The organism is Paraperlucidibaca baekdonensis, assembly GCF_003387535.1.
GTDB classification, from domain to species: Bacteria; Pseudomonadota; Gammaproteobacteria; order Pseudomonadales; family Moraxellaceae; genus Perlucidibaca; species Perlucidibaca baekdonensis.
On the sequence record NZ_QUNR01000001.1, the window covers coordinates 258,696 to 279,100 of the forward strand.

17 protein-coding genes are annotated in these 20,405 nt (G+C 56.0%); 6 read left to right on the forward strand and 11 right to left on the reverse strand.

Annotated features, from left to right (window positions below):
• Positions 1-2: 2 nt before the first annotated feature.
• A complete protein-coding gene (gene hemB / locus DFR26_RS01225) occupies positions 3-1,019 on the reverse strand; it encodes a porphobilinogen synthase (RefSeq protein WP_245952982.1) in 1,017 nt (338 codons plus the stop codon).
• Positions 1,020-1,157: 138 nt separating this feature from the next.
• Between hemB and DFR26_RS01230 the strand changes: the two genes are divergently transcribed.
• The gene (locus tag DFR26_RS01230) at positions 1,158-1,646 is read left to right on the forward strand and encodes a thioesterase family protein (protein ID WP_116207125.1); all 489 of its coding nucleotides are present in this window, start codon (positions 1,158-1,160) and stop codon (positions 1,644-1,646) included.
• Here the strand turns inward: DFR26_RS01230 and DFR26_RS01235 are convergent.
• Both DFR26_RS01235 and DFR26_RS11065 read right to left on the reverse strand, forming a co-directional pair.
• A complete protein-coding gene (locus DFR26_RS01235; protein WP_116207126.1) occupies positions 1,643-3,619 on the reverse strand; it encodes an ATP-binding cassette domain-containing protein in 1,977 nt (658 codons plus the stop codon). The genes DFR26_RS01230 and DFR26_RS01235 overlap by 4 nt on opposite strands.
• An 86-nt stretch (positions 3,620-3,705) precedes the next feature.
• Positions 3,706-4,491 (reverse strand): hypothetical protein, encoded by a 786-nt coding sequence (locus DFR26_RS11065; RefSeq protein WP_181898946.1) that lies wholly within the window; start codon positions 4,489-4,491, stop codon positions 3,706-3,708.
• Positions 4,492-4,663: 172 nt separating this feature from the next.
• Here DFR26_RS11065 and DFR26_RS01250 point away from each other — a divergent pair, with 172 nt between their 5' ends.
• Positions 4,664-5,425: an FKBP-type peptidyl-prolyl cis-trans isomerase gene (locus DFR26_RS01250; RefSeq protein ID WP_116207127.1), complete on the forward strand. Its 762-nt coding sequence runs from the start codon at positions 4,664-4,666 to the stop codon at positions 5,423-5,425.
• A gap of 89 nt (positions 5,426-5,514) precedes the next feature.
• Here DFR26_RS01250 and DFR26_RS01255 read toward each other — a convergent pair whose 3' ends face one another.
• Genes DFR26_RS01255 through DFR26_RS01265 form a run of 3 tightly spaced genes read right to left on the reverse strand, consistent with a single transcriptional unit; the run spans position 5,515 to position 9,933 of the window.
• Positions 5,515-5,997 (reverse strand): disulfide bond formation protein B, encoded by a 483-nt coding sequence (locus tag DFR26_RS01255; protein ID WP_116207128.1) that lies wholly within the window; start codon positions 5,995-5,997, stop codon positions 5,515-5,517.
• Positions 5,998-7,575 carry a glutamate--cysteine ligase gene (gene gshA / locus DFR26_RS01260; RefSeq protein WP_116207129.1) on the reverse strand — a complete coding sequence of 526 codons (1,578 nt, stop codon included), beginning with the start codon at positions 7,573-7,575 and terminating at the stop codon, positions 5,998-6,000.
• A 42-nt stretch (positions 7,576-7,617) separates the two neighbouring features.
• Complete coding sequence (locus DFR26_RS01265) at positions 7,618-9,933, reverse strand: Tex family protein (RefSeq protein ID WP_116207130.1); 2,316 nt, start codon at positions 9,931-9,933, stop codon at positions 7,618-7,620.
• 145 nt (positions 9,934-10,078) lie between these two features.
• Here DFR26_RS01265 and ompR point away from each other — a divergent pair, with 145 nt between their 5' ends.
• Entirely contained in the window at positions 10,079-10,798 is a 720-nt protein-coding gene (ompR, locus tag DFR26_RS01270) for an osmolarity response regulator transcription factor OmpR (RefSeq protein WP_116207131.1), read from the forward strand.
• Positions 10,798-12,156: an ATP-binding protein gene (locus DFR26_RS01275; protein ID WP_116207132.1), complete on the forward strand. Its 1,359-nt coding sequence runs from the start codon at positions 10,798-10,800 to the stop codon at positions 12,154-12,156. Before ompR ends, DFR26_RS01275 begins: the two co-directional genes overlap by 1 nt.
• A gap of 3 nt (positions 12,157-12,159) precedes the next feature.
• Here the strand turns inward: DFR26_RS01275 and hslO are convergent, their stop codons facing one another.
• Positions 12,160-13,029, reverse strand: a complete 870-nt coding sequence (gene hslO, locus DFR26_RS01280) for an Hsp33 family molecular chaperone HslO (RefSeq protein ID WP_116207613.1) — start codon at positions 13,027-13,029, stop codon at positions 12,160-12,162.
• Between the two features lie 77 nt (positions 13,030-13,106).
• Here hslO and DFR26_RS01285 point away from each other — a divergent pair, with 77 nt between their 5' ends.
• Entirely contained in the window at positions 13,107-14,207 is a 1,101-nt protein-coding gene (locus DFR26_RS01285) for an OmpA family protein (protein ID WP_116207133.1), read from the forward strand.
• Positions 14,208-14,347: 140 nt separating this feature from the next.
• Complete coding sequence (gene typA, locus DFR26_RS01290) at positions 14,348-16,180, forward strand: translational GTPase TypA (RefSeq protein WP_425453336.1); 1,833 nt, start codon at positions 14,348-14,350, stop codon at positions 16,178-16,180.
• A 59-nt stretch (positions 16,181-16,239) separates the two neighbouring features.
• Here typA and DFR26_RS01295 read toward each other — a convergent pair whose 3' ends face one another.
• From DFR26_RS01295 to DFR26_RS01310, 4 genes are read right to left on the reverse strand one after another with little or no spacing between them, the layout of a single operon-like run.
• The gene (locus DFR26_RS01295; protein WP_116207134.1) at positions 16,240-16,698 is read right to left on the reverse strand and encodes an acyl-CoA thioesterase; all 459 of its coding nucleotides are present in this window, start codon (positions 16,696-16,698) and stop codon (positions 16,240-16,242) included.
• The gene (locus tag DFR26_RS01300; protein WP_116207135.1) at positions 16,695-16,970 is read right to left on the reverse strand and encodes an oxidative damage protection protein; all 276 of its coding nucleotides are present in this window, start codon (positions 16,968-16,970) and stop codon (positions 16,695-16,697) included. Before DFR26_RS01300 ends, DFR26_RS01295 begins: the two co-directional genes overlap by 4 nt.
• Positions 16,970-17,998, reverse strand: a complete 1,029-nt coding sequence (gene mutY / locus DFR26_RS01305; protein WP_116207136.1) for an A/G-specific adenine glycosylase — start codon at positions 17,996-17,998, stop codon at positions 16,970-16,972. The genes DFR26_RS01300 and mutY overlap by 1 nt, the downstream gene beginning before the upstream one ends.
• Positions 17,979-20,375, reverse strand: a complete 2,397-nt coding sequence (locus DFR26_RS01310; protein WP_116207137.1) for an AsmA family protein — start codon at positions 20,373-20,375, stop codon at positions 17,979-17,981. Before DFR26_RS01310 ends, mutY begins: the two co-directional genes overlap by 20 nt.
• Positions 20,376-20,405 lie beyond the last annotated feature (30 nt).

Here is a 20,405-nt window from a genome sequence, read left to right on the forward strand (position 1 = left end):
TGTCAGTTCGATGACGCCTGCAATAATCGTGCGGCGTCCACCGCAAAATAAGTCAATATGCCATCGGCACCGGCACGCTTAAACGCCAGCAATGATTCTAAAATCACGGCATCGCGCGCTAACCAACCACGCTCAAACGCCGCCATATGCATGGCGTATTCGCCACTGACTTGGTAGGCAAATGTCGGTACTTGAAACTCTGCTTTCACCGCCTGCAAGACATCGAGATAGGGCATGCCAGGCTTGACCATGACCATGTCGGCGCCTTCGGCTAAATCCAGTGCGACCTCGTGCAACGCCTCAGCGGAATTACCGGGATCCATCTGATAGTTTTTCTTGTTGCCGCCTTTAAGATTGCCGGCCGAGCCGACTGCATCACGAAATGGCCCGTAGTAGCTTGAGGCGTATTTGGCGGCATACGACAAGATACTCACGCGCTCATGGCCAGCGGCTTCCAGTGCGGCTCGAATGGCACCGATGCGGCCATCCATCATGTCGGAGGGCGCAACGATATCGGCACCAGCCTCGGCATGCGACAGCGCTTGGCGCACCAGTGCCGCCACGGTGATGTCATTGGCGACGTAGCCGCTGTCGTCGAGAATGCCATCTTGGCCATGGGTAGTGAACGGATCGAGCGCCACGTCGGTGATGATACCGAGCTCAGGATAAGCCGCTTTCAGCGCACGGGTGGCGCGCTGCGCAATGCCATCGGGCGACCACGCGGCGGCGGCATCGAGGCTTTTGTGCGCGCTTGGCGTGACCGGAAATAAAGCCAAGGCCGGGATGCCCAGCGCCACCCATTCGGCGGCGGCCTCAACCAGCAGATCAATAGACAGCCGCTCAACCCCGGGCATTGAGGCCACGGCTTCGCGCCGCTGCGCGCCATCGAGCACGAACACCGGATAGATCAGATCATTGACGCTGAGCTGATGCTCGCGCACCAAGCGGCGCAGCCACGAATGAGCGCGGGTACGGCGAAGACGGGTGGCAGGGTATGGCGCACGGCTAGCAACGATCATGGTCAGCTCTCACAAAAGAATGTCAACAGCTTAGCTGAAAGCGCTGCGCTTTCGTAGCAAGCGCACACCAACGAATCCTGATGACGGCTAAGCCTAGGCTTGCTACATTGCATTACACATTTTTGGCACTTTAAGCATATGAGCGAAACAAATACCCTAACACCAGAGGCTCGTGCTGAGCGCTTGGCACAGCGTCGTCAACAGCTCATCGACGGCTTCAATAACATTCCATTTGTGGTGCATGTTGGTGCTCAACTGGTCTATCTCGGTGAAGATGAAGTCCGTGCCGAAGTTGCCATGGCACCTCATTTGGTCGGCAATACCTTCCAGCAGATTTTGCATGGTGGCGTGATTGCCACCTTGCTCGATAGCGTTGCTGGTGTGGCCAGCATGGGAGCGGCTTATGCGCGACTGAAAGGTCAGCCGCGCGAAGAAAAAATGCGCCGCATGGCCCAGCTCGGTACCATCGACATGCGCATTGATTATTTACGCCCCGGCCGCGGCGAGCGTTTCATCGCCGGCGCGAAAGTCGTGCGCATTGGCAGTAAAATCTGCGCCACGCAAATGACCTTTCACAACGAAAAAGACGTACTGATTGCCACCGGCAATGCCGTGTTTCATTATTAAGTGTTGAGCTGCTCCAGCAATTCGCTCGCCGCTAACCACTCGGCCTCCGCCTGCTCAAGATCTTGCTGCGCCGCTTTTTGTTTCTGCAGCACCTCGGCCAGCTCGGCGCTATTGGCCGGCTCATAAAGTGTGCTACCGCTAAGTGTTGCCGATAGCCTTTCAAGGCTGAGCTGGGCATCAGCCAGTGTTTGCTCAGTTCGCGCTACTACTTTTTGTGCGGCACGAATGTCGGCTGAGCGCACAGGCTTTTTCGCCACCATGGCCTCTGGCGCTTCGGGAGCCTGCGCGGCGGATTTAGGAGTGGTTGTTGCTGCTATGGCAGCTGCCTCAGGCAAGCTCGCTGGCGCTGCAGCGGCCTCAGCCACTGGCACCACACTGCCGGCGCCGCCGGTCGCGGCTTGCTTCGCACGCCAAGCACGCAGCCATTGCGCGTAGTCATCTAAGTCGCCATCAAAGCGCTCGGCCTTGCCACTGTTGATTAGCCACAGCTCATCACAGGTCACAGAGACCAAATGTCGGTCGTGTGAGACCAACACAATCGCGCCCTCAAAGGCTTGAATAGCTACCAGCAATGCATGACGCAACGCCAAGTCGAGGTGGTTGGTGGGCTCATCGAGAAGCAGCACATTGGGGCGCTGCCAAATAATCAGCGCCAACGCCAAACGCGCTTTTTCGCCCCCTGAAAATGGTGTGATTTCGGCGCAGACGCGATCGCCGCCAAAGCCAAAGCCGCCAAGGAAATTACGCAGCGTCAGCTCATCGACCTTAGGACTTAAGCGTTGAATCAAGACCAATGGTGTTACCGAGGCATCGAGATGGTCGACCTGATGCTGGGCGAAGTAGCCTATGCGTGTGTGCTCGCTGATTAAACGCGTGCCTGAAAGTAGCGGCAAATCGCCCACTAGCGCGCGCACTAAAGTGGTTTTGCCGGCGCCATTGGGGCCGAGCAGACCAATACGCGCACCCGGATACAAACCCAAATCGACATCGTTAATTAAGGGTGTTTTCGAATGCCCAATAGCCGCCTCATCAAGCCGCAGCAGTGGGCTGGCCAAACGATCCGGCGCACGAAAACGAATATCGAGGCCTGATTCAATTTCTGCTGGTGCACTCAATGTCATGCGCTCGAGTGCTTTTAGGCGACTTTGCGCTTGCCGAGCTTTGGTGGCCTTTGCGCGAAAGCGATCAACATACGACTGCAAATGCGCCACCTGCAGCTGTTGTTTATCGAAAGCTTGTTGCTGCTGCGCCAAACGCTCGGCGCGGGTGCGCTCGAACGTCGAGTAATTACCGCGATAATGCGTGATGGTGCCTTGCGCCACATGCAGAATATGCTCAACCACGGCATCGAGAAAGTCGCGGTCGTGCGACACCATGACCAAGGTGCCGGGATAGGCGCGCAGCCAATCTTCCAACCACAAGATGGCATCGAGATCGAGATGGTTAGTCGGCTCATCGAGAAGCAATAAGTCAGAGCGACACATCAACGTTTGCGCCAAGTTCAACCGCATGCGCCAACCGCCAGAAAAGGCGGCGACCGGGCGCTGCATATCAGACTCGGAAAAACCTAAGCCGGCAAGGAGCTGGGCGGCGCGTGAAGGCGCGGTATAACCATCAATGCTTTCGTAGCTGGCAAATACATTGCCCATGGCGATGCCATCAAGCGCGTCGAGATCATTCAGCTGATTATCGAGCTGACGCCACTCGGCATCACCATCGAGCACATAGTCCAACGCCGACCGATCGACCGCCGCCACCTCCTGCTTCATATGCGCCACGACCCAGCCTGCTGGGCGCGACAAACTGCCGGTATCGGCTTGCAGTTCGCGCAATAGCAAAGAAAATAACGAGCTTTTGCCTGCGCCATTATTGCCAGTAAGACCAACATGCCAGCCGGGATGGATAGCAAAGCTGGCGTCAGAGAATAAGGGGCGGCCGCCGCGAAGCAGTCCGATTTGCTCGGCAAGAATCATGTGTGTCTCAAGAGGGCTGTGCGAGTTTAACCGTGCAGAAATGACAACGGGCCCGAAGGCCCGTTGCGCATACTAACCGAAATCGCTTATTTGGTCGTATTGGTCTCGGCTGCATCAGCTGCTGGCTTTGCAGCCGGCTTAGCCGCTGCGGGCTTTGACGCTGGCTTCACGGCGGGCTTCACGGCGGGCTTTTTAGCCACTGGCTTTTTCGCGGCCGGCCTTGCTGCAGGTTTGGCTGCAGGTTTGGCTGCAGGTTTGGCTGCAGGTTTGGCTGCAGGTTTGGCTGCAGGTTTGGCTGCAGGTTTGGCGGCGGGCTTAGCGACAGGATTTTTTGCAGCAGGTGTAGCCGCTGGCTTAGCGGGCGCTTTTGCTGCTGCCTTGGCCGCTGGCTTCGCTGCCGCTTTTGCAGGCGCTTTGTTCGCTGGTACTTTGGCAGCCGGCTTTGCACTGACGCCTTTCAATTTCGCCTGCAAAAATGCCTTTAATTCACTTTTTTGCGAAGACTTCAAAATCGCGCGGCGCGCTTGATAATCTTTTTTAGCCGCGGCAATCGCAGCTTTTGCTTCCGCCTGAACTTGTCGAATGCTGTTTTTGATCATCGCAACCATTTCTTTATCGCCGGCGGCTTTTTTCAACTGCGCTTGCAATTTATCAATGGCATCTTTGGCACTGGCTTCAGCTTTCTCAATCAGCTTCATGCCGGCCTCAACATAGCTTTCAGCTTCTTTCTGCGCTTTGTCGACAGCTTGTTGAAGTTGCTCACCAAGCTTGCCAGCGTGCTTTTCTACGTCGGCTTTGATTTTTTCCACTTGGCTCGCTGCTTTAGCAGCGTTGGCCTTAATGGGCGATGCTTTTTTCTTTGCAGCGGGCATGGGAAATTCCTCTAATGGTCTATGCAAAGTGGAAGTTAAACGAAGATCGTACAAATTGCGAGGATGACGCACGACCTTTTGCGTCATTCTGTCGGAACTTAGTCAATTGGCCAGTGGTCACAAGCAAGTCTTGTGCTTATGCTGAGTGAAATTTTTCAACAAGGAGTTATTCATGCGCCGCCTCTTATTAGCTGCAGCCATTGTCTTCAGCTCGACTATCGCCCAAGCCGAAGCCGACATTGCGCCGAGTCGTTTTGCACCCGCGCCGACGCTGGCACCCAACGATGGTAAAAAGCCGGTTGTCGATAAATCACAGTTTGCCTATAGCATTGGCTATATGAATGGCCAAGGCAGTGCAGAGCAAATCCCTGACCTAGATGTTGAAACGTTTATTCGCGGCTTTAAAGATGCTGTGGCTAAAAAGCAAAGCCTGCTGACTGAGGAAGAGCGCAGCACGGCCATTAATCGATACAAAGCGCAACGCATGGCGCAATTGGAAGCCGACCTAAAAGTCATTGCCAAAGAAAATGCTATTACTGGTGCGGCATTTTTAGCAAAAAATAAAGATGCCGATGGCATCACCGTCACCGCATCGGGCTTGCAATATCGCGTGTTAAAAGACGCCCAAGGCAAGAAGCCTAGCGCTAAAAATACGGTGAAAGTGAACTACGAGGGCGCCTTTCTCGATGGCACGGTGTTCGATAGCTCCATCCAGCGTGGTGAGCCTGTAGTGTTTGCCATGGATCAAGTCATTGCCGGATGGACCGAGGGTTTGCAGCTGATGCCCATTGGCTCGATTTATGAGTTTTTCATTCCCGCTGATCTCGCCTATGGCGAAGAGGGTGCCGGACCTATTCCGCCCAATGCGGTACTGAATTTCCGCATCGAACTGCTCAGCCTTGAGAAGCCTGAGGCGGCGAAAAAGAAGAAGTAGCTTGCCCTGATGTGCAGCAGCTGATGCTCAGAGCTGCTGCATAGGCCGCATCGATTAATGCGGCACTGTCTTCTTAGACCTGCATAGTTTTAACGGCGAACGAGCTGATACAACGCCACCGCCGTCATGCCGACAAACATAGCGAGTGTCCATTCTGGCAAGCTCAAGCCCAACAAGCTCCAGTCAATCACCGCACATTCGCCAGAGCCTTTAAAAACCTGATCAATGACCTGCTTTAAAGGCAGCGCTTCCAGCCAATAATCCAAGCCCGGACCGCAGCTCGGCACTTGGTCGGCGGGTAAATGTTGTAGCCAGACATGTCTGCCCGCGACCACGATGCCGGCGGCGCCTGCCAGCGCTGCCAAAAATGCATATATGCGTCGGCCCACGCCTTGGCGATTATGCGCAAAGGCCATCAGGCTGATGGCACCGAAAGCGATCACCGCCACGCGCTGAAACACACACAGCGGGCAGGGCTCAAGACCTTGATAATGTTGAAGATATAGAGCAAAGGCCATGGCCACACTGGCACTGAGCATCATGGCGAAAAACACGCGTTGCGTCGTCAACATTTAGGTCACTCCGGTTGGGCTATCGGCAAAATACTGTCGCAAAAACTCGTCAAAACTGGGCGCGGGCTGTGTTTCCAAATCGGCTTGGCGCTGCAATGAGGCTTCGGCGACATCGCGGAAAGCCTGCGCGCGTTCAGCGGCCAATGGCCGTTGCGCATAGTGCGCTTTCACGCGCTCAGCACGGTCCATGGCGAAGCTGTAGAAGCAGCCCTGCCATTCGTCCAGCGCCTTAATGACCATGGCCGAGCCGGTCAGCGCCGGCTCTTGCAGCTTGGCAATTTGCGCGGCCAGCGCAGCACTGTAGGCACCAGTCACGTGCGCGGCGTCGAGAATGTCCGCCACCGGTCGCAGCTCGGCAAATAGCTGCGCGGCCAGGTCACGAAAGCGTCGCGACTCAGCGCCCATATCGAGCGTTAAATCCGGGTTACGGCCCGCCTCGACCATGGCCTGTTGGTTTAATGGCAGGCGCTGATAGTCGGCCTCGCTAAACTGCGGGCTATCCGCCAACAAACAATGCAGCGCAAAGACCTCGAGAAAATGCGCACTATCGCGGCTAATACCGAGCGGCTCAAATGGATCAAGGTCAACGCAGCGAAGCTCAACATATTCCACGCCACCACGTGCCAGCGACTGTGTGGGTCGCTCACCCGAGGCACCATTGCGTTTCGGGCGAATCAGCCCGTAATACTCATTTTCGATCTGCAAAATATGGCCGTTGATTTGGCTGTAGCCATCGCCTTTTTTCACGCCCATGGCCTCATACGGCGCATACGGTGTGCGGATGGCCCGATCGAGATCGCGCACATACTCATCGAGGTGGTTATAGGAGACTTTTAAATCCGACTGCGCATCGTTTTGATAACCCAGCGAGCTCATGCGCAACGAGGTGGCATAGGGTCGATACAACGTGCCCGACGGCATGCTGTCGAGGCCATGATTACGACCCTCTAAAAACGTGCCGCAGACCGCCGGACTGGCGCCCAGTAAATACAGCAGCAGCCAGCTACGGCGTTGAAAATTGCGAATTAAATCGAAGGATTTTTCCGAGCGAAAATCGACGAGGCTTTGCGTGCTGCCACTGGCAGTTTGCCACGCCTGCCAAAAGCTATCGGGAAATGACAAGTTGTAATGAATGCCGGCAATGGTCTGCATGCGCCGGCCATAGCGCAGGCCCAGGCCATGGCGATACAGCGTTTTCATGCGGCCAATATTAGAACTGCCGTATTGCGCAAGCGGAATTTGCGCATCGGGACCGAGCTTGCAGGGCATGGAATTGACCCACAGCCGCTCACTGCCAAGCTGCGAATACACATAATTTTGCACTTCATCGAGGTAGCCAAACGCTGTGGCAATGCTGTCGCACGGCGGCGTGATGAGCTCCAGCAGCGCCTCCGAATAATCCGTGGTGATGCTTGGATGCGTGAGCGCCGAGCCCAGCGCCGCCGGATGCGGGGTTTGTGCCAACCAGCCATCACTGTCGATGCGCAACGACTCTTTTTCCAAGCCGCGCTTCATGCCCTGCAAGCAACTGGCTTGCTGGCTGAGCCAATCAAGCTGCGTACGTAATTCGCGGTCCATCGACCTCTCCTCAATCACTCGTTTTCGAGTGATGACAATCTATTAATTCGAGACACCGGCTTTGCGAAATAAATCGCCGAGCGTCCCCGACTTCAGCGGCGTGCTGCCCTGCGTTTGTCGGCCAGATGAACCCTGGCGCGATGGCACCTTACGCTGGCTGGCATTGGCAGGTTTTTCGCTCGGCAGTGGGGCATCGAGCTTGCACGATAACGCAATGCGCTTACGCGGCAAGTCCACCTCCATGACTTTCACCTTAACAATATCCCCGGCCTTCACTACCTCGTGCGGATCCTTCACGAAGCGCTCGGCCAAAACCGAAATATGCACGAGACCATCTTGATGCACACCGACATCGACAAACGCGCCAAACGCGGTGACGTTGGTCACCACCCCTTCGAGCACCATGCCGGGCAGCAGATCTTTCATCTCGGTCACGGCGTCATCGAAGGTGGCCGCGCGAAACTCGGGGCGCGGGTCGCGGCCAGGCTTTTCGAGCTCGCTGAGCACATCGGCCACGGTAATGGCGCCAAACTCAGCAAACTGCTCGGGCTTGAGTGATTTCAGCAGCTTTACGTTGCCAATGAGCGCCGCTAAATCGCAGTTTGCCGCCGCTTGAAACGTCGCGACCAGCGGGTAAGACTCCGGATGCACCGCCGAGGCATCGAGCGGGTTGTCGCCCTGCGCGATACGCAAAAAGCCGGCGGCCTGCTCAAAGGTGCGCTCACCCAAACGCGGTACCTTTTTCAAATCTTGGCGGTTGCGGAACATGCCATTGGCATCGCGAAAACTCACGATGTTTTGCGCCAGCGTCGCATTGAGACCGGCAATGCGCGTGAGCAATGCCGCGGAGGCCAAGTTGACATCAACACCCACAGCGTTCACGCAATCCTCCACCACGGTATCGAGCATGCGCGAGAGCTTGAGCTGATTGACATCGTGCTGATACTGACCGACACCAATGGCTTTCGGGTCGATCTTCACCAACTCGGCTAGCGGATCTTGTAAGCGCCGGGCAATCGATACGGCACCCCGGAACGTCACATCGAGCGAGGGAAACTCTTGTGCGGCTAATTCCGAGGCTGAGTACACCGAGGCGCCGGCCTCGCTCACAACAATTTTAGTCAGGCCTAGGGCCGGGTATTTTTTCATCAGCTCGGCGACAAGCTTGTCGGTCTCGCGAGAGGCCGTGCCATTGCCGATGGCCACGAGCTCCACACCGTGCGTTTTGCAAATCTCCGCCAGCGCGTGCACGGAACCATCCCAATCGTTACGCGGTTGATGCGGGAAAATCGTGCTATGCGCCACGAGCTTGCCGGTGCCATCAACCACCGCCACTTTGACGCCGGTACGCAAGCCAGGATCCAGACCGAGTGTCGGTCGCAGGCCTGCCGGTGCCGCCATCAGCAGATCTTTCATATTGCGCGCAAACACGCGAATAGCCTCTTCCTCGGCCTGCACGCGCAGCTCACCGAGCAGGTCACTTTCCAAATGCGTGAGCAATTTCACCCGCCAAGTCCAACGCACCACTTCGGCCAGCCACGCATCGGCGGCGCGACCAGCCGCCTCAATGCCGACATGATGAGCAATTAAATGCTCACAGGGATGCACGCCGTCATCACTGTCGGGCAGCGTGAAATTGAGCGACAAAAAGCCTTCGTTGCGGCCACGAAACATGGCTAGCGCGCGGTGCGATGGCACTTTTGCAAAAGCCTCATCGTGGGCAAAATAGTCTTGAAACTTCGCCGCGGCCGACTCTTTGCCGGCTACCACGTGCGCACTCAGTTGCGCTCGTTGCGACAAGTATTCACGCAACAACGCCAGCAAATCCGCCTGCTCAGCAAAGCGCTCCATCAAGATGTGCTTGGCGCCATCGAGCACCGCTTTTACATCGGGATAGGCCAAACCACCTTCGGCTGCCTCAGTCACGATAAACGCCTGCGCCTCAGTCTCGGGCACACGCGTCGGCTCGTTAAAAAGCAGATCGGCCAATGGCAACAAGCCCGCGGCAATCGCTTGCTGACCCTTAGTCACGCGCTTGGGCTTATACGGCAGGTATAAATCCTCCAAGCGCGCCTTGGTCTCTGCGGCCAAAATCTGCTCGCGCAACGCATCGCTGAGTTTGCCCTGCTCCTCAATGCTGGCGAGGATGGCCGTGCGCCGCTCCGTCATTTCACGCAAATAGCCGAGCCGCTCTTCGAGCTTGCGCAGCTGCGTGTCATCGAGCGCACCGGTAATTTCTTTCCGATACCGCGCAATAAACGGCACCGTGGCGCCGCCATCTAACAGGGCAATAGTGGCCTCGACCTGCTCGGGTCGTACGGCTAATTCACGGGCAATTTGCAAGGCTAACGCAGACATACTCACTCACTGTTCACAAACGGTTTTACGTTGCGCAATTAAAGCACGCGCACTGCCGCCTGTGTCAGCCAAAAGCGGGCGTGTTCAAATGCCGTGGGCCTGCGTACACTCAAGGCATTGGCTTATACCCCGAGATGAGGATGGCATGGACAGCGATGCCCAGAAGATTTTAGTCGTCGATGATGATGTGCGCCTGCGTACGCTGCTGCAGCGCTTTTTAGAAGATCAGGGCTATGGCGTAAAAACCGTGGCCGATGCCGTGCAGATGGATCGTGTGCTTGGCCGTGAGCTGTTTGCGCTCATCGTGCTCGACTTTATGTTGCCCGGCGAAGATGGCATTGCCATTTGCCAGCGCCTGCGCGAGTCCGGCAATAACACGCCGATCATCATGCTTACCGCACGCGGCGCCGACAGTGATCGCATCAACGGCCTCGAGGCCGGCGCCGATGATTATTTGCCGAAACCGTTTAATCCGCAGGAGTTACTCGCGCGCATGAAAGCCGTGCTGCGCCGGCAAACCCGCGAGCTCCCCGGTGCGCCCTCGCAAACCAGTGAAGTGGTGAGTTTCGGGCCATGGACATTGGACTTATCGACCCGCCAGCTTAGCAATGCCGGCAACTCTGTCTCGCTCACCACCGGCGAATTTGCCGTGCTGAAAGCGCTGGTGCAGCATCCGCGCGAGCCATTAACGCGCGATAAGCTCATGGCCTTGGCTCGCGGGCGAGAGTGGGGCGCCATGGAGCGCTCCATTGACGTGCAAGTCTCGCGCCTGCGCAAACTCATTGAGACCAACCCCGCCAACGCCCGCTACCTGCAAACCGTGTGGGGCGTGGGCTATGTGTTTGTGCCCGATGAGCTGAGCTGATGTTCAGTACACACGCACCGACCGAAGCGAAACGCGGCCTGCTGCAATGGCTGAAGCCGCGCTCGAGCGCCATGCGCACTACCTTGGTCATTGGCGTGGTGGTGTTGATTAGTCAGGTGCTATCGATCGCGTTTTTTTGGCAGAACTTATACCTGCCGGAGATTCGCCAACACGCGCATAGCTCGGCAATTAAGATGCTCAAACTACGCGATGCCGAGCGCCAAGGGGTCGCCGCCGAGGTTATCGATACCGCGTTGCGCGAATACGGCAATGTTGAAGTGGTACGCGATGCCGAGCGTTTTCCATCGCCGCGTGAAAAATGGTTTGCCGAGCTCTTCACTGACCGCTTCCAAAAGCAGTTGCGCCGCGAAATTAACTACCCATCGCTGGTGTATTTTGAGTTTCGCCCGGTGCCTACATTGTGGATCAGCGCCGATACCGAGCAGCCCATGTGGGTACGCGAAGAGTTGTCGTTTATGCAGCAATACAGCCCCGGCATTATTTTGGGCTGGGTGTTTGGCGTGCCGCTGCTGTCGGTGGTGGCGATTGTCATTTTGGCGCGGCAGCTCAACCGCCCCTTGAAGCGCCTACAGCTTGCCGCCATTCGCGTGGGTCGCGGGCAGCACAGCACGCAGCTTGATGTGCACAGCGGGCCCACGGAAATTCGCGCCGTGAACCGTGCATTTAATCAAATGACGCGGCAAATCCATCTCGCCGAACAAGAGCGCACGGTGATGCTCGCCGGCATTTCGCACGATCTGCGCACACCGCTGACACGCTTACGTCTCACCGCCGAGGTCATGCGCGATCGCGAGCTGGCTGAGGGCATGATTACCGATGTCGAAGATATGGATGCGATTTTGGATCAGTTCATCGCGTTTATGCGCGATGGCTCCGAGGAGCAGGCCGATCTCATCGATCTCAATGCGCTGGTGCGCGAGGTCACGCAGCAATTTGGCCATTTGGCACGCATCGACACGGCACTCAGCGATATCCCGCTGCTGCGGCTGCGTAAGCTCTCGTTTAAGCGGCTCATTGGCAATTTAATTCAAAATGCGCTGCGCTATGGCCAAGCGCCGGTGCTGTTTAGCACCGAGGTGTTGCCGCAGAGCATTGTGCTGCGCTGCCGCGATCATGGCCCCGGCATTGCTGAGGCGCGCATGACCGAGCTGCAAGAGCCGTTTCGGCGCGGCGATAGCGCGCGTGGCTCGCAGGGTTCGGGACTGGGCTTGGCCATCGTCTCGCGCATCGTGCAGCAGCATCGTGGCCAGCTGCATTTGAGCAATCACGCCGGTGGCGGTCTTGAGGTGAGCATCACGCTGCCGAAGCCACGACTCTGGCAGCGCAAACTCAGCTAGGCCTCACTGAATATGATTGGGCGCATCGCTCACGGGCTGAAACAGCTGCTCAATATCGACGCTATCGAAGCGGTAGACTTGATGGCAGAACTGGCAATCCACAGCTATCTCGCCGCCTTGCTCGGCGGCAACGTCACGCAGCTCATCGAGACCGAGTGAGGCCAGCGCATTCGCACTGCGTTCGCGCGAGCAAGAGCAGCGAAACGCCAGCGCACTCGCGGCAAACAACTCCACGGTCTCCTCGTGAAATAGCCGATAGAGCAACTGCTCCGGCTCAATGTGCAGCAGCTCGTCGTCTTTTACCGTGGCGGCGAGTTGCGTGACGCGTGGCCACAAATCTTCGTCGTCGTTATGGCCCGGCAGCACTTGCAGCATCATGCCCGCGGCCATATCGGCAGTGGCGGTAAGCAGAAACTGTGTCGGCAGCTGCTCGGATTGTTGAAAATAATAGCCTAAGGCGCTCGCCAAACTATCGCCCTCAAGCGGCACAATGCCCTGATAACGCTCTCCGTCATCAGGCTCAATGGTCAGCAGCAAACGGCCCGCGCCAGTCAGCGCCGTCCATTGGGTATCGGTGTAGGCAGCCTGCTCATCAAAGCGCGCAATGGCACGTAGCTCACCCCGCTGATTGCACTCGGCCATGATCAAACTCACCGGGCCATCGCCCTGTATTTGCAAAATCAAGCTGCCCTCGAGCTTCAATGTCGCAGTCATTAAAGCCACCGCGGTCATGGCCTCACCGAGCAACTCAGCGACCGGCTCAGGGTATTGGTGCTTAGCGCGCACGGCCTGATAGGCCTCGCTCAAACGGCATAACTCACCGCGCACTGGCGTGGGTTGAAACTGAAAACGTTGGATAAAATTAGGCGCCATAAAAACCACTTTGGTCGGATTAAATCGAGTAATTACGCCATGTTGGCGCATTGAACTAAACTTGACCAGTTTACCTCATGGCATTACTCTACGATTCGTTACATCTAGTAATTATTTGTTTACAAGGATATTTGACTATGAAATTGCATCGTCTCGCTGTGGCAACCTTCCTGGCTACAGCTGCCATGGCAGCTCATGCCGAAATCACTGTCAGCCCTATGGTCGGCTATCACATGTTCGACAACGATAAGAATATTGATGACGAAGCTGAATCATCTTTGGCCCTTGGCTACCGCGTTAACCCCAACGTGGGCTTAGAACTGCGTTATGGCTTTGCTAACCCAACCAGCAAAACCAGTGGTGCCGGCGACGTTCGTCATGAAATGGCAACGTTAGATACCTACTACCGTTTCAACGTTGAAAACAAACTGCAGCCATACGTGTTGATTGGTGGTGGTTTGGCTCGCGGCACCGGTTCTGGTGGCGCTGGCTACGTGGAACACACCATTGCTAACGTCGCAATCGGTACATTCTACGAAATCTATGACAACTTAGCGTTCCGTGCTGAATTGCGTGGCGTTGAAGATATGCAAGAAAGCGATCACGACGGCATTGCATCGATCGGTGTTACGTATAGCTTCGGAGGCGCAGAGCCAGCCGCTATTGCACCAGCTGCAGTTGTCGCGCCAGTGGCTGTTAAAGTCGACGGTGACGACGACAAAGACGGCGTGCTCAACAGCGCCGACAAGTGCCCAGGCACACCAACTGCTGTGGTTGTTACAGCCGATGGTTGCCCGAAAGTGCTGATGGAAACTGTTAGCCGCGAAATGCGTGTGCTGTTCGACACCGACAAATCAATCGTGAAGCCTGAATTCAATGATGAAATTGAAGGCGTGGCCAAACTGCTGAAAGAATACCCAACCGCCACGGTTGAGATTCAAGGCCACACCGACTCACGCGGTAGCGCTTCTTACAATGACGCGCTGAGCCAACGTCGTGCCGATGCAATCGCCAATGTCTTGGTGAAAAACTACGGCATCGCTGCAAACCGTATCAGCACCAAAGGTTACGGCGCTAGCCAACCTGTTGCCGATAACAAAACTGCCGAAGGCCGTGCGAAAAACCGTCGCTCAGTCGCTGTTGCTGAAGGCGAAGTGAAAGTCACCGTTAAGAAGTAATTCTTAATGTGATTTGAAAAAAGCCACCTTTGGGTGGCTTTTTTTTGCCTTAAACTGGCCCGCAAGAAACAGCAGGAGAATTGTCTCAAGAACTCAGGTATACTTTGCGCCCAATTTTTGACCGCTGCGCGAGACCTATCTTGTCTATCAAGCAAATCCGTAACATCGCCATCATCGCCCACGTTGACCATGGCAAAACCACGCTCGTTGATAAGCTCCTGCAGCAGTCCGGCACACTAGGTGACCGCGCTGGTGACGTTGAGCGCGTCATGGACTCCAACGATTTGGAAAAAGAGCGCGGCATTACTATTTTGTCGAAAAACACCGCAATCAAATGGACTGACCCACGCGATGGCCAAGAGTACGGTATCAATATCGTCGACACCCCTGGCCACGCCGACTTTGGTGGTGAAGTTGAGCGCGTACTGTCGATGGTCGACTCGGTGTGCTTGCTCGTCGACTCCGTTGATGGCCCCATGCCGCAAACCCGCTTCGTGACCATGAAAGCCTTTGCCCGTGGCCTCAAGCCCATTGTTGTACTGAATAAAGTTGACCGTCCTAGCGCGCGTCCGCATTGGGTCATGGACCAAGTCTTTGAGCTCTTTGATAACCTCGGTGCTACCGACGAGCAGCTCGACTTCCCCGTAGTCTACGCCTCAGGCCTCAACGGCATCTCTGGCTACGAAGCCGATAAACTCGGCGATGACATGACCGCCTTGTTCCAGACCATTATCGATCGCGTCAGCCCACCCGCTGTGGACCCTACCGGTCCATTTCAGATGCAGATCTCATCGCTCGACTACAACAGCTATGTTGGTGTGATCGGCATCGGTCGTGTGACGCGCGGCTCAGTGAAAACCAACACGCCTGTGGTTATTGTCGATAGCGAAGGTAAACGCCGTAACGGCCGCATTTTACAAGTCATGGGCTATCACGGCCTCAACCGTGTTGAAGTGCCTGAAGCCGAAGCTGGCGATATCATTTGCGTGACCGGCATGGAAGGCTTGGGCATTTCAGACACACTCTGCGATCCACAATGCGTCGAAGCCTTGCCCTTGCTTTCGGTCGACGAGCCAACCGTGAGCATGACCTTCCAGGTTAACAACTCGCCATTTGCTGGTCGCGAAGGCAAATATGTGACCTCGCGCAATATCAAAGATCGTCTCGACAAAGAGCTGATTCACAACGTGGCATTGCGTGTTGAGCCTACCGACAGCCCAGACCGCTTCAAGGTCTCAGGTCGTGGCGAGCTGCATTTGTCAGTGCTGATCGAAAACATGCGTCGCGAAGGCTTCGAGATGGGCGTGTCGCGTCCCGAAGTGATTTTCAAAGAAATCGATGGCGTGAAATCTGAGCCGTTCGAAAACGTCATTTTTGATGTTGAAGAGCAGCATCAAGGCGGCGTCATGGAGCAAATGGGTCACCGCAAAGGCGACATGACCAATATGGTGCTCGACGGCAAAGGCCGTATTCGCATCGAAGCCACGGTGCCATCACGCGGCTTAATTGGCTTCCGCTCCGAATTCCTGACCATGACCTCCGGCACCGGCATTATGACTTCCAGCTTCTCGCATTATGGCCCGCTGAAGTCGGGTGATGTGGCGAAGCGTCAGAATGGCGTGCTGATCTCCATGGTCCAAGGTACCGCGCTGGGCTATGCGCTGTGGAACTTGCAGGAGCGTGGTCGCCTCTACCTTGGCCCACAAACTGAAGTCTACGAAGGCATGGTCATCGGCCTAAATGCACGCAGCGATGACATGGTCGTCAACCCCACCAAAGCCAAGCAGCTCACCAACGTGCGCGCTTCCGGCACCGATGAAAACATCGTGCTGACACCGCCTGTTCGTTTCACGCTGGAGCAAGCACTTGAGTTCATCGAAGATGATGAGCTGGTGGAAGTCACGCCCAAGTCGATCCGCTTGCGTAAGCGTCATTTAACCGAAAATGATCGCAAACGCGCTAGCCGCAACTAAGCCTTGCACATAAAAATGCCGCTCATTGAGCGGCATTTTTGTTTGCCCCATGAGCAGCTCTAGGTCAAAGCCGCTAAGGCCTCTCTGAACCAAGCCGGCATCGCGACTTTACGCCCGGTCTGCGGACTCACGCAGACCTGCGTGGTCTCGGCCTCAGCCGCCACACGCTGCATGTGCTCGCTAAACAGCGCGTAATGAAAAACGATTTTATCTTCACCTAATAAGGTAACCCGCACGCCAATATGCAGCGTATCGGGATACACCACAGGCGCTTTGTAGCGACAACTTGCATCGGCAATGACCAAACCTGTGCCTTCATGAAACAGTCGCGGGAAAATGCCCAACTGCTCCATCACGCCCAGTCGCACATCTTCTAGATAGCGAAAATAAGTGACGTTGTTCACGTGACTGAGCGCATCCATATCGCCCCATTGCACCTTGCGCGCCACGATCATTGGGTACAAGGCCTGCAGCGCATCTAAGGAAGCCGGGCCGCGTGTTGGCGGCAATGTGCTCATGAACTTTTCTCGGGCGTCCAGCCTTGTGGCCGCTCATAATCATCGCCACTTAAAAACTTCTCCAACTGCTCGTCGAGAAAGGCTTTGGCCTGCGGGTCGAGTACGCTCAAGCGGTTTTCATTGATCAGCATGGTCTGGTGGCGCAGCCATTGCATCCACGCCTCTTTCGACACCGTGTCAAACAGCACTTGCCCACGCTCACCGGGAAATGGTGCAAAGGCCATACCCTCGAGCTCTTGCTTTAATTTGCGACAAAATACCGTGCGCATCATCAACACACCTCCTGGCGCGCGCCTAAGCGCTGCAACAATGAATAAATAGGCGCCGGAAATCCCAGCGCCGGCAGGTCGGAGAGTGTAACCCAGCGGCCATTGGCATCGGAAACACCGAGCACCGCGCGGCTCGAAAAAAGCACAGGCCTGATGTGTAAGCGGAAATGCGAAAACACATGCATAAAGGCTGGCAAAGGCTCGGCCTGCTCAGGCAGCTCGGCATCGGCGGGCCATTCGGGGAAGCTCCACAGCCCACCCCAAATGCCCGTGCTAGGACGCTGCTGCATCCACACTTGGTCATGCTGGCGATGGATCATCAAAATCGCCTCACGCGTGGGAACGGCTTGCTTGCGCTGCTTTTCGGGGTAGCGCGTAGGCTCACCCTGAGCATAGGCCATGCAACTCGTTTGTACTGGGCAGCGCGAGCAGGCCGGCTTACTGCGCGTACACAGCGTGGCGCCCAAATCCATCATGGCTTGTGTGTAGTCAGCACAGCGCTGTGTCGGCGTGAGGGCGTTGGCTAGCGCCCAAAATGCTTTGCTGACTGCAGCCTTTGCCGGATCACCGGCCAAGGCCTGATGGCGCGCCAAGACACGTTTCACATTGCCATCGAGAATGACCGCACGCTGACCAAAGCCGAGCGCCAAAATGGCACCGGCGGTGGAGCGGCCAATGCCGGGCAACGCCATCAGTGCATCGAGCGTATCCGGCAAGGCACCGGCGTAGCGCTCGCACGACAGCTGTGCGGCTTTATGCAAATTGCGACCACGGGCGTAATAGCCCAAGCCCGTCCAATGATGCAGGACTTCATCGATCGGTGCGCGAGCAAGATCAGCGAGCGTGGGAAAGCTTGCCATGAAGCGCTGAAAATACGGCAGCACGGTGCTGACCTGCGTTTGCTGCAGCATGATTTCCGAGACCCAGACGCGATACGGCGTGACGGCCTGCTGCCAAGGTAAATGTTTGCGGCCGGCATGGTCGAACCATGCCAACACCGCATCGGAGAACTTAGCGTTTGAAAAGGTCAAAGATTTGCTTTACAGCCTCTTTTTGCGCGGGTGCCAATTTTTCGGTGAGCTTCTCTTCAAGCTTACCTTTCTGTTTTTCTACCTCTTCACTGAGACGAGCTTTGGCCACTTGCCCTACCAGGCTTTGCATGCCGGACTTATCGAGGCCGCAGAGCGTGGCGAGGCTACCGGCGAGATTGCCATTACAGCGCACGGGGATGGCATAGTCGGCCATCTTGGCGTATTTCTCGCCCCAATACTTTTTGTCGAGTTTCAGCTGGAAGCGGTAATCCACGTCATTGGACTGCAAATTGAATGTGCCTGAGCCACCGACTTGGATATCTTTGAGGTCGGCTTTCATGGACTCGTTACGCACCACGCCCTGATCGAGCGTGATCTCACCCAACAAACTGACAATGTCAGTGTTGCCAATTTTCGACTTTAAGCTATCAATATCGCGGCCAGTGAGCGCGGGCAGCAACGCTTGATACTGACCGAGCGCGTTAAACAGGGCATCGCGAACATTGACGCCTTTAATTTGACCATCGTTGAGGCGCAGCGTGTTGGGGCCTTTAGCCGAGGCAATCCAGCTATCCACATCATTGCCGCGCACGGTGACATCGCCGTTGAAATTCATGCGGCCGGCAAAGACATCTTGGTTGAGGGCTTTTTGCGCAATCGGGCCCAGATCGATTTTATTTAGTGTGGGCTTGAGCGTGATGACCGGCTGCTTGCCACGCACATCGATTGTCGCAGGCACACTAAAGCTGCCATCGGCAACCTGACCACGGAACTCGCTGACATTGACTAGGCCATCACGCGCAGCGGCTTGCAGGCTCAACTGTGTAATCGGGTAGGACATGATGGTCAGCGCACCGGCCTTAAAGCCAATGTCGAGGTTTTGCTCGCGCAGCAGCTCAACAGGCAATAGCGCCTCGACTTGCTGCTTGGTCTCGCTTTTGTCGGCGGGCGCCTTTGCGGTAGCAGCGCTTTCGGGCGGCAAATAGTTATCGGCGTTCAGCTTGTCGAGATTCAGTCGCGCATAAATTCGCGCCTTCGGTAGCTCACGCACGCCGGCCTCACCAGAAATAGTACTGCCATCGAGGGCAATACGCAGATTCTTGGCTAACACGGCACGCTCATCACCCGTTAAGTTGGCGCTTAGGCTGACGCTGCTCAGCGCTTTCGGGTCTTTAGTGACCGGCGGCGTGATGCCTAAGTTCGCCATCACATCACGCGGATTAAAGGCGTTAGTGCTGAGCTTACCGCTGACTTTCATGCCGGCCATGATATTTTCAGCGCCGCTTGCTAGCGCCGGTAATTGCACGCGGGCATTGGCCTCCAAGCGGATCTTATCGAGCGTGGCAACCAGCTTAGGCACCGAAATATCACCCACTTTCCAGTTTGCCGTGACTGCGGTATCGAGTGCCACGGCCATTGGTTTCGCCAAGGCTTTATCGGTCACGGTGGTGGTCACGCGCAACGGACTAATACTCGCTTCACCTTTCGCCACATCGGCTTTGATATCAGCACTGATGTTCGCGCTAATCGGCGCTGGCCGGCTCGGATCAGCATAGGTGACATCAAGATTTAAGCCCGCCACCGCATGTTGCTGAGCCGCTAAATCGGCATCAATGGTCTGCGCATTGAGCGTTAAGGTGATGGGTGCCGGCAGCATATTGCCAGACAGCGCGCTGTTGAGTGTGAGGTCTTCAATATGCGGTTTTTGCGCGTCTAAATTCAGCGTAATAAGCGCCTTCAGGCTATTTTCAGCGAGGAAATTTTTACCGGCGTCATCGACTTGCGAGATATTAAAACTGGCCGACAGCGGGAAGGCGTTAGTGGGATCGATGTCACTTGCTTGCACGGCAATTTTGTCGACTTTACGCGTCACGCCAGCGGCTTTGTCGACCAAGGTTAACTGAGTATTGCTAATGTTTAAGCTATCAACATTAAATGCCACTTGCTGCGATGGCTTGTCTTCCTCTGGGCTTTTGAGCTTAGCAAGCAGCGTATCCCAGCTGGTTTTGCCGTCGGCATATTGCACGAAACGCACACTGGCGCCATCGAGCTCAACGGCATCGACAGAGGCCGTACCTTTCAGCAATGGCAGCAACTCGACCGAGACACTGGCTTGCTTCACGGCTACCAAGGTTTCATCGAGTGTGGCGTCTTTGAGGCTGGTCTCGCCTAATGAAATGCCGATGCTCGGGTAGAGCTTCCACGCCAGATCGCCGGTCAGGGCTAAGTCCATATCGGTTTTTTGCTTGACCACATCGGTGAGGGCCTGCTTGTAATCATTAGGGTCGAGCACGAAGACCACATAGGCCGCCAGCGCCGATACCGACACCACCAACAGGGCCACGATGCCAGCTATCCATTTCAATACGCGCTTCATACTTACTCCTCGCCAACGACACTGTGCAGA

Bases quoted from the DNA above. Each gene is read 5' to 3' on its own strand.
- hemB (WP_245952982.1), bottom strand. From the start codon at position 1,019: ATGATCGTTGCTAGCCGTGCGCCATACCCTGCCACCCGTCTTCGCCGT.
- DFR26_RS01230 (WP_116207125.1), top strand. From the start codon at position 1,158: ATGAGCGAAACAAATACCCTAACACCAGAGGCTCGTGCTGAGCGCTTG.
- DFR26_RS01235 (WP_116207126.1), bottom strand. From the start codon at position 3,619: ATGATTCTTGCCGAGCAAATCGGACTGCTTCGCGGCGGCCGCCCCTTA.
- DFR26_RS11065 (WP_181898946.1), bottom strand. From the start codon at position 4,491: ATGCCCGCTGCAAAGAAAAAAGCATCGCCCATTAAGGCCAACGCTGCT.
- DFR26_RS01250 (WP_116207127.1), top strand. From the start codon at position 4,664: ATGCGCCGCCTCTTATTAGCTGCAGCCATTGTCTTCAGCTCGACTATC.
- DFR26_RS01255 (WP_116207128.1), bottom strand. From the start codon at position 5,997: ATGTTGACGACGCAACGCGTGTTTTTCGCCATGATGCTCAGTGCCAGT.
- gshA (WP_116207129.1), bottom strand. From the start codon at position 7,575: ATGGACCGCGAATTACGTACGCAGCTTGATTGGCTCAGCCAGCAAGCC.
- DFR26_RS01265 (WP_116207130.1), bottom strand. From the start codon at position 9,933: ATGTCTGCGTTAGCCTTGCAAATTGCCCGTGAATTAGCCGTACGACCC.
- ompR (WP_116207131.1), top strand. From the start codon at position 10,079: ATGGACAGCGATGCCCAGAAGATTTTAGTCGTCGATGATGATGTGCGC.
- DFR26_RS01275 (WP_116207132.1), top strand. From the start codon at position 10,798: ATGTTCAGTACACACGCACCGACCGAAGCGAAACGCGGCCTGCTGCAA.
- hslO (WP_116207613.1), bottom strand. From the start codon at position 13,029: ATGGCGCCTAATTTTATCCAACGTTTTCAGTTTCAACCCACGCCAGTG.
- DFR26_RS01285 (WP_116207133.1), top strand. From the start codon at position 13,107: ATGGCATTACTCTACGATTCGTTACATCTAGTAATTATTTGTTTACAA.
- DFR26_RS01295 (WP_116207134.1), bottom strand. From the start codon at position 16,698: ATGAGCACATTGCCGCCAACACGCGGCCCGGCTTCCTTAGATGCGCTG.
- DFR26_RS01300 (WP_116207135.1), bottom strand. From the start codon at position 16,970: ATGATGCGCACGGTATTTTGTCGCAAATTAAAGCAAGAGCTCGAGGGT.
- DFR26_RS01310 (WP_116207137.1), bottom strand. From the start codon at position 20,375: ATGAAGCGCGTATTGAAATGGATAGCTGGCATCGTGGCCCTGTTGGTG.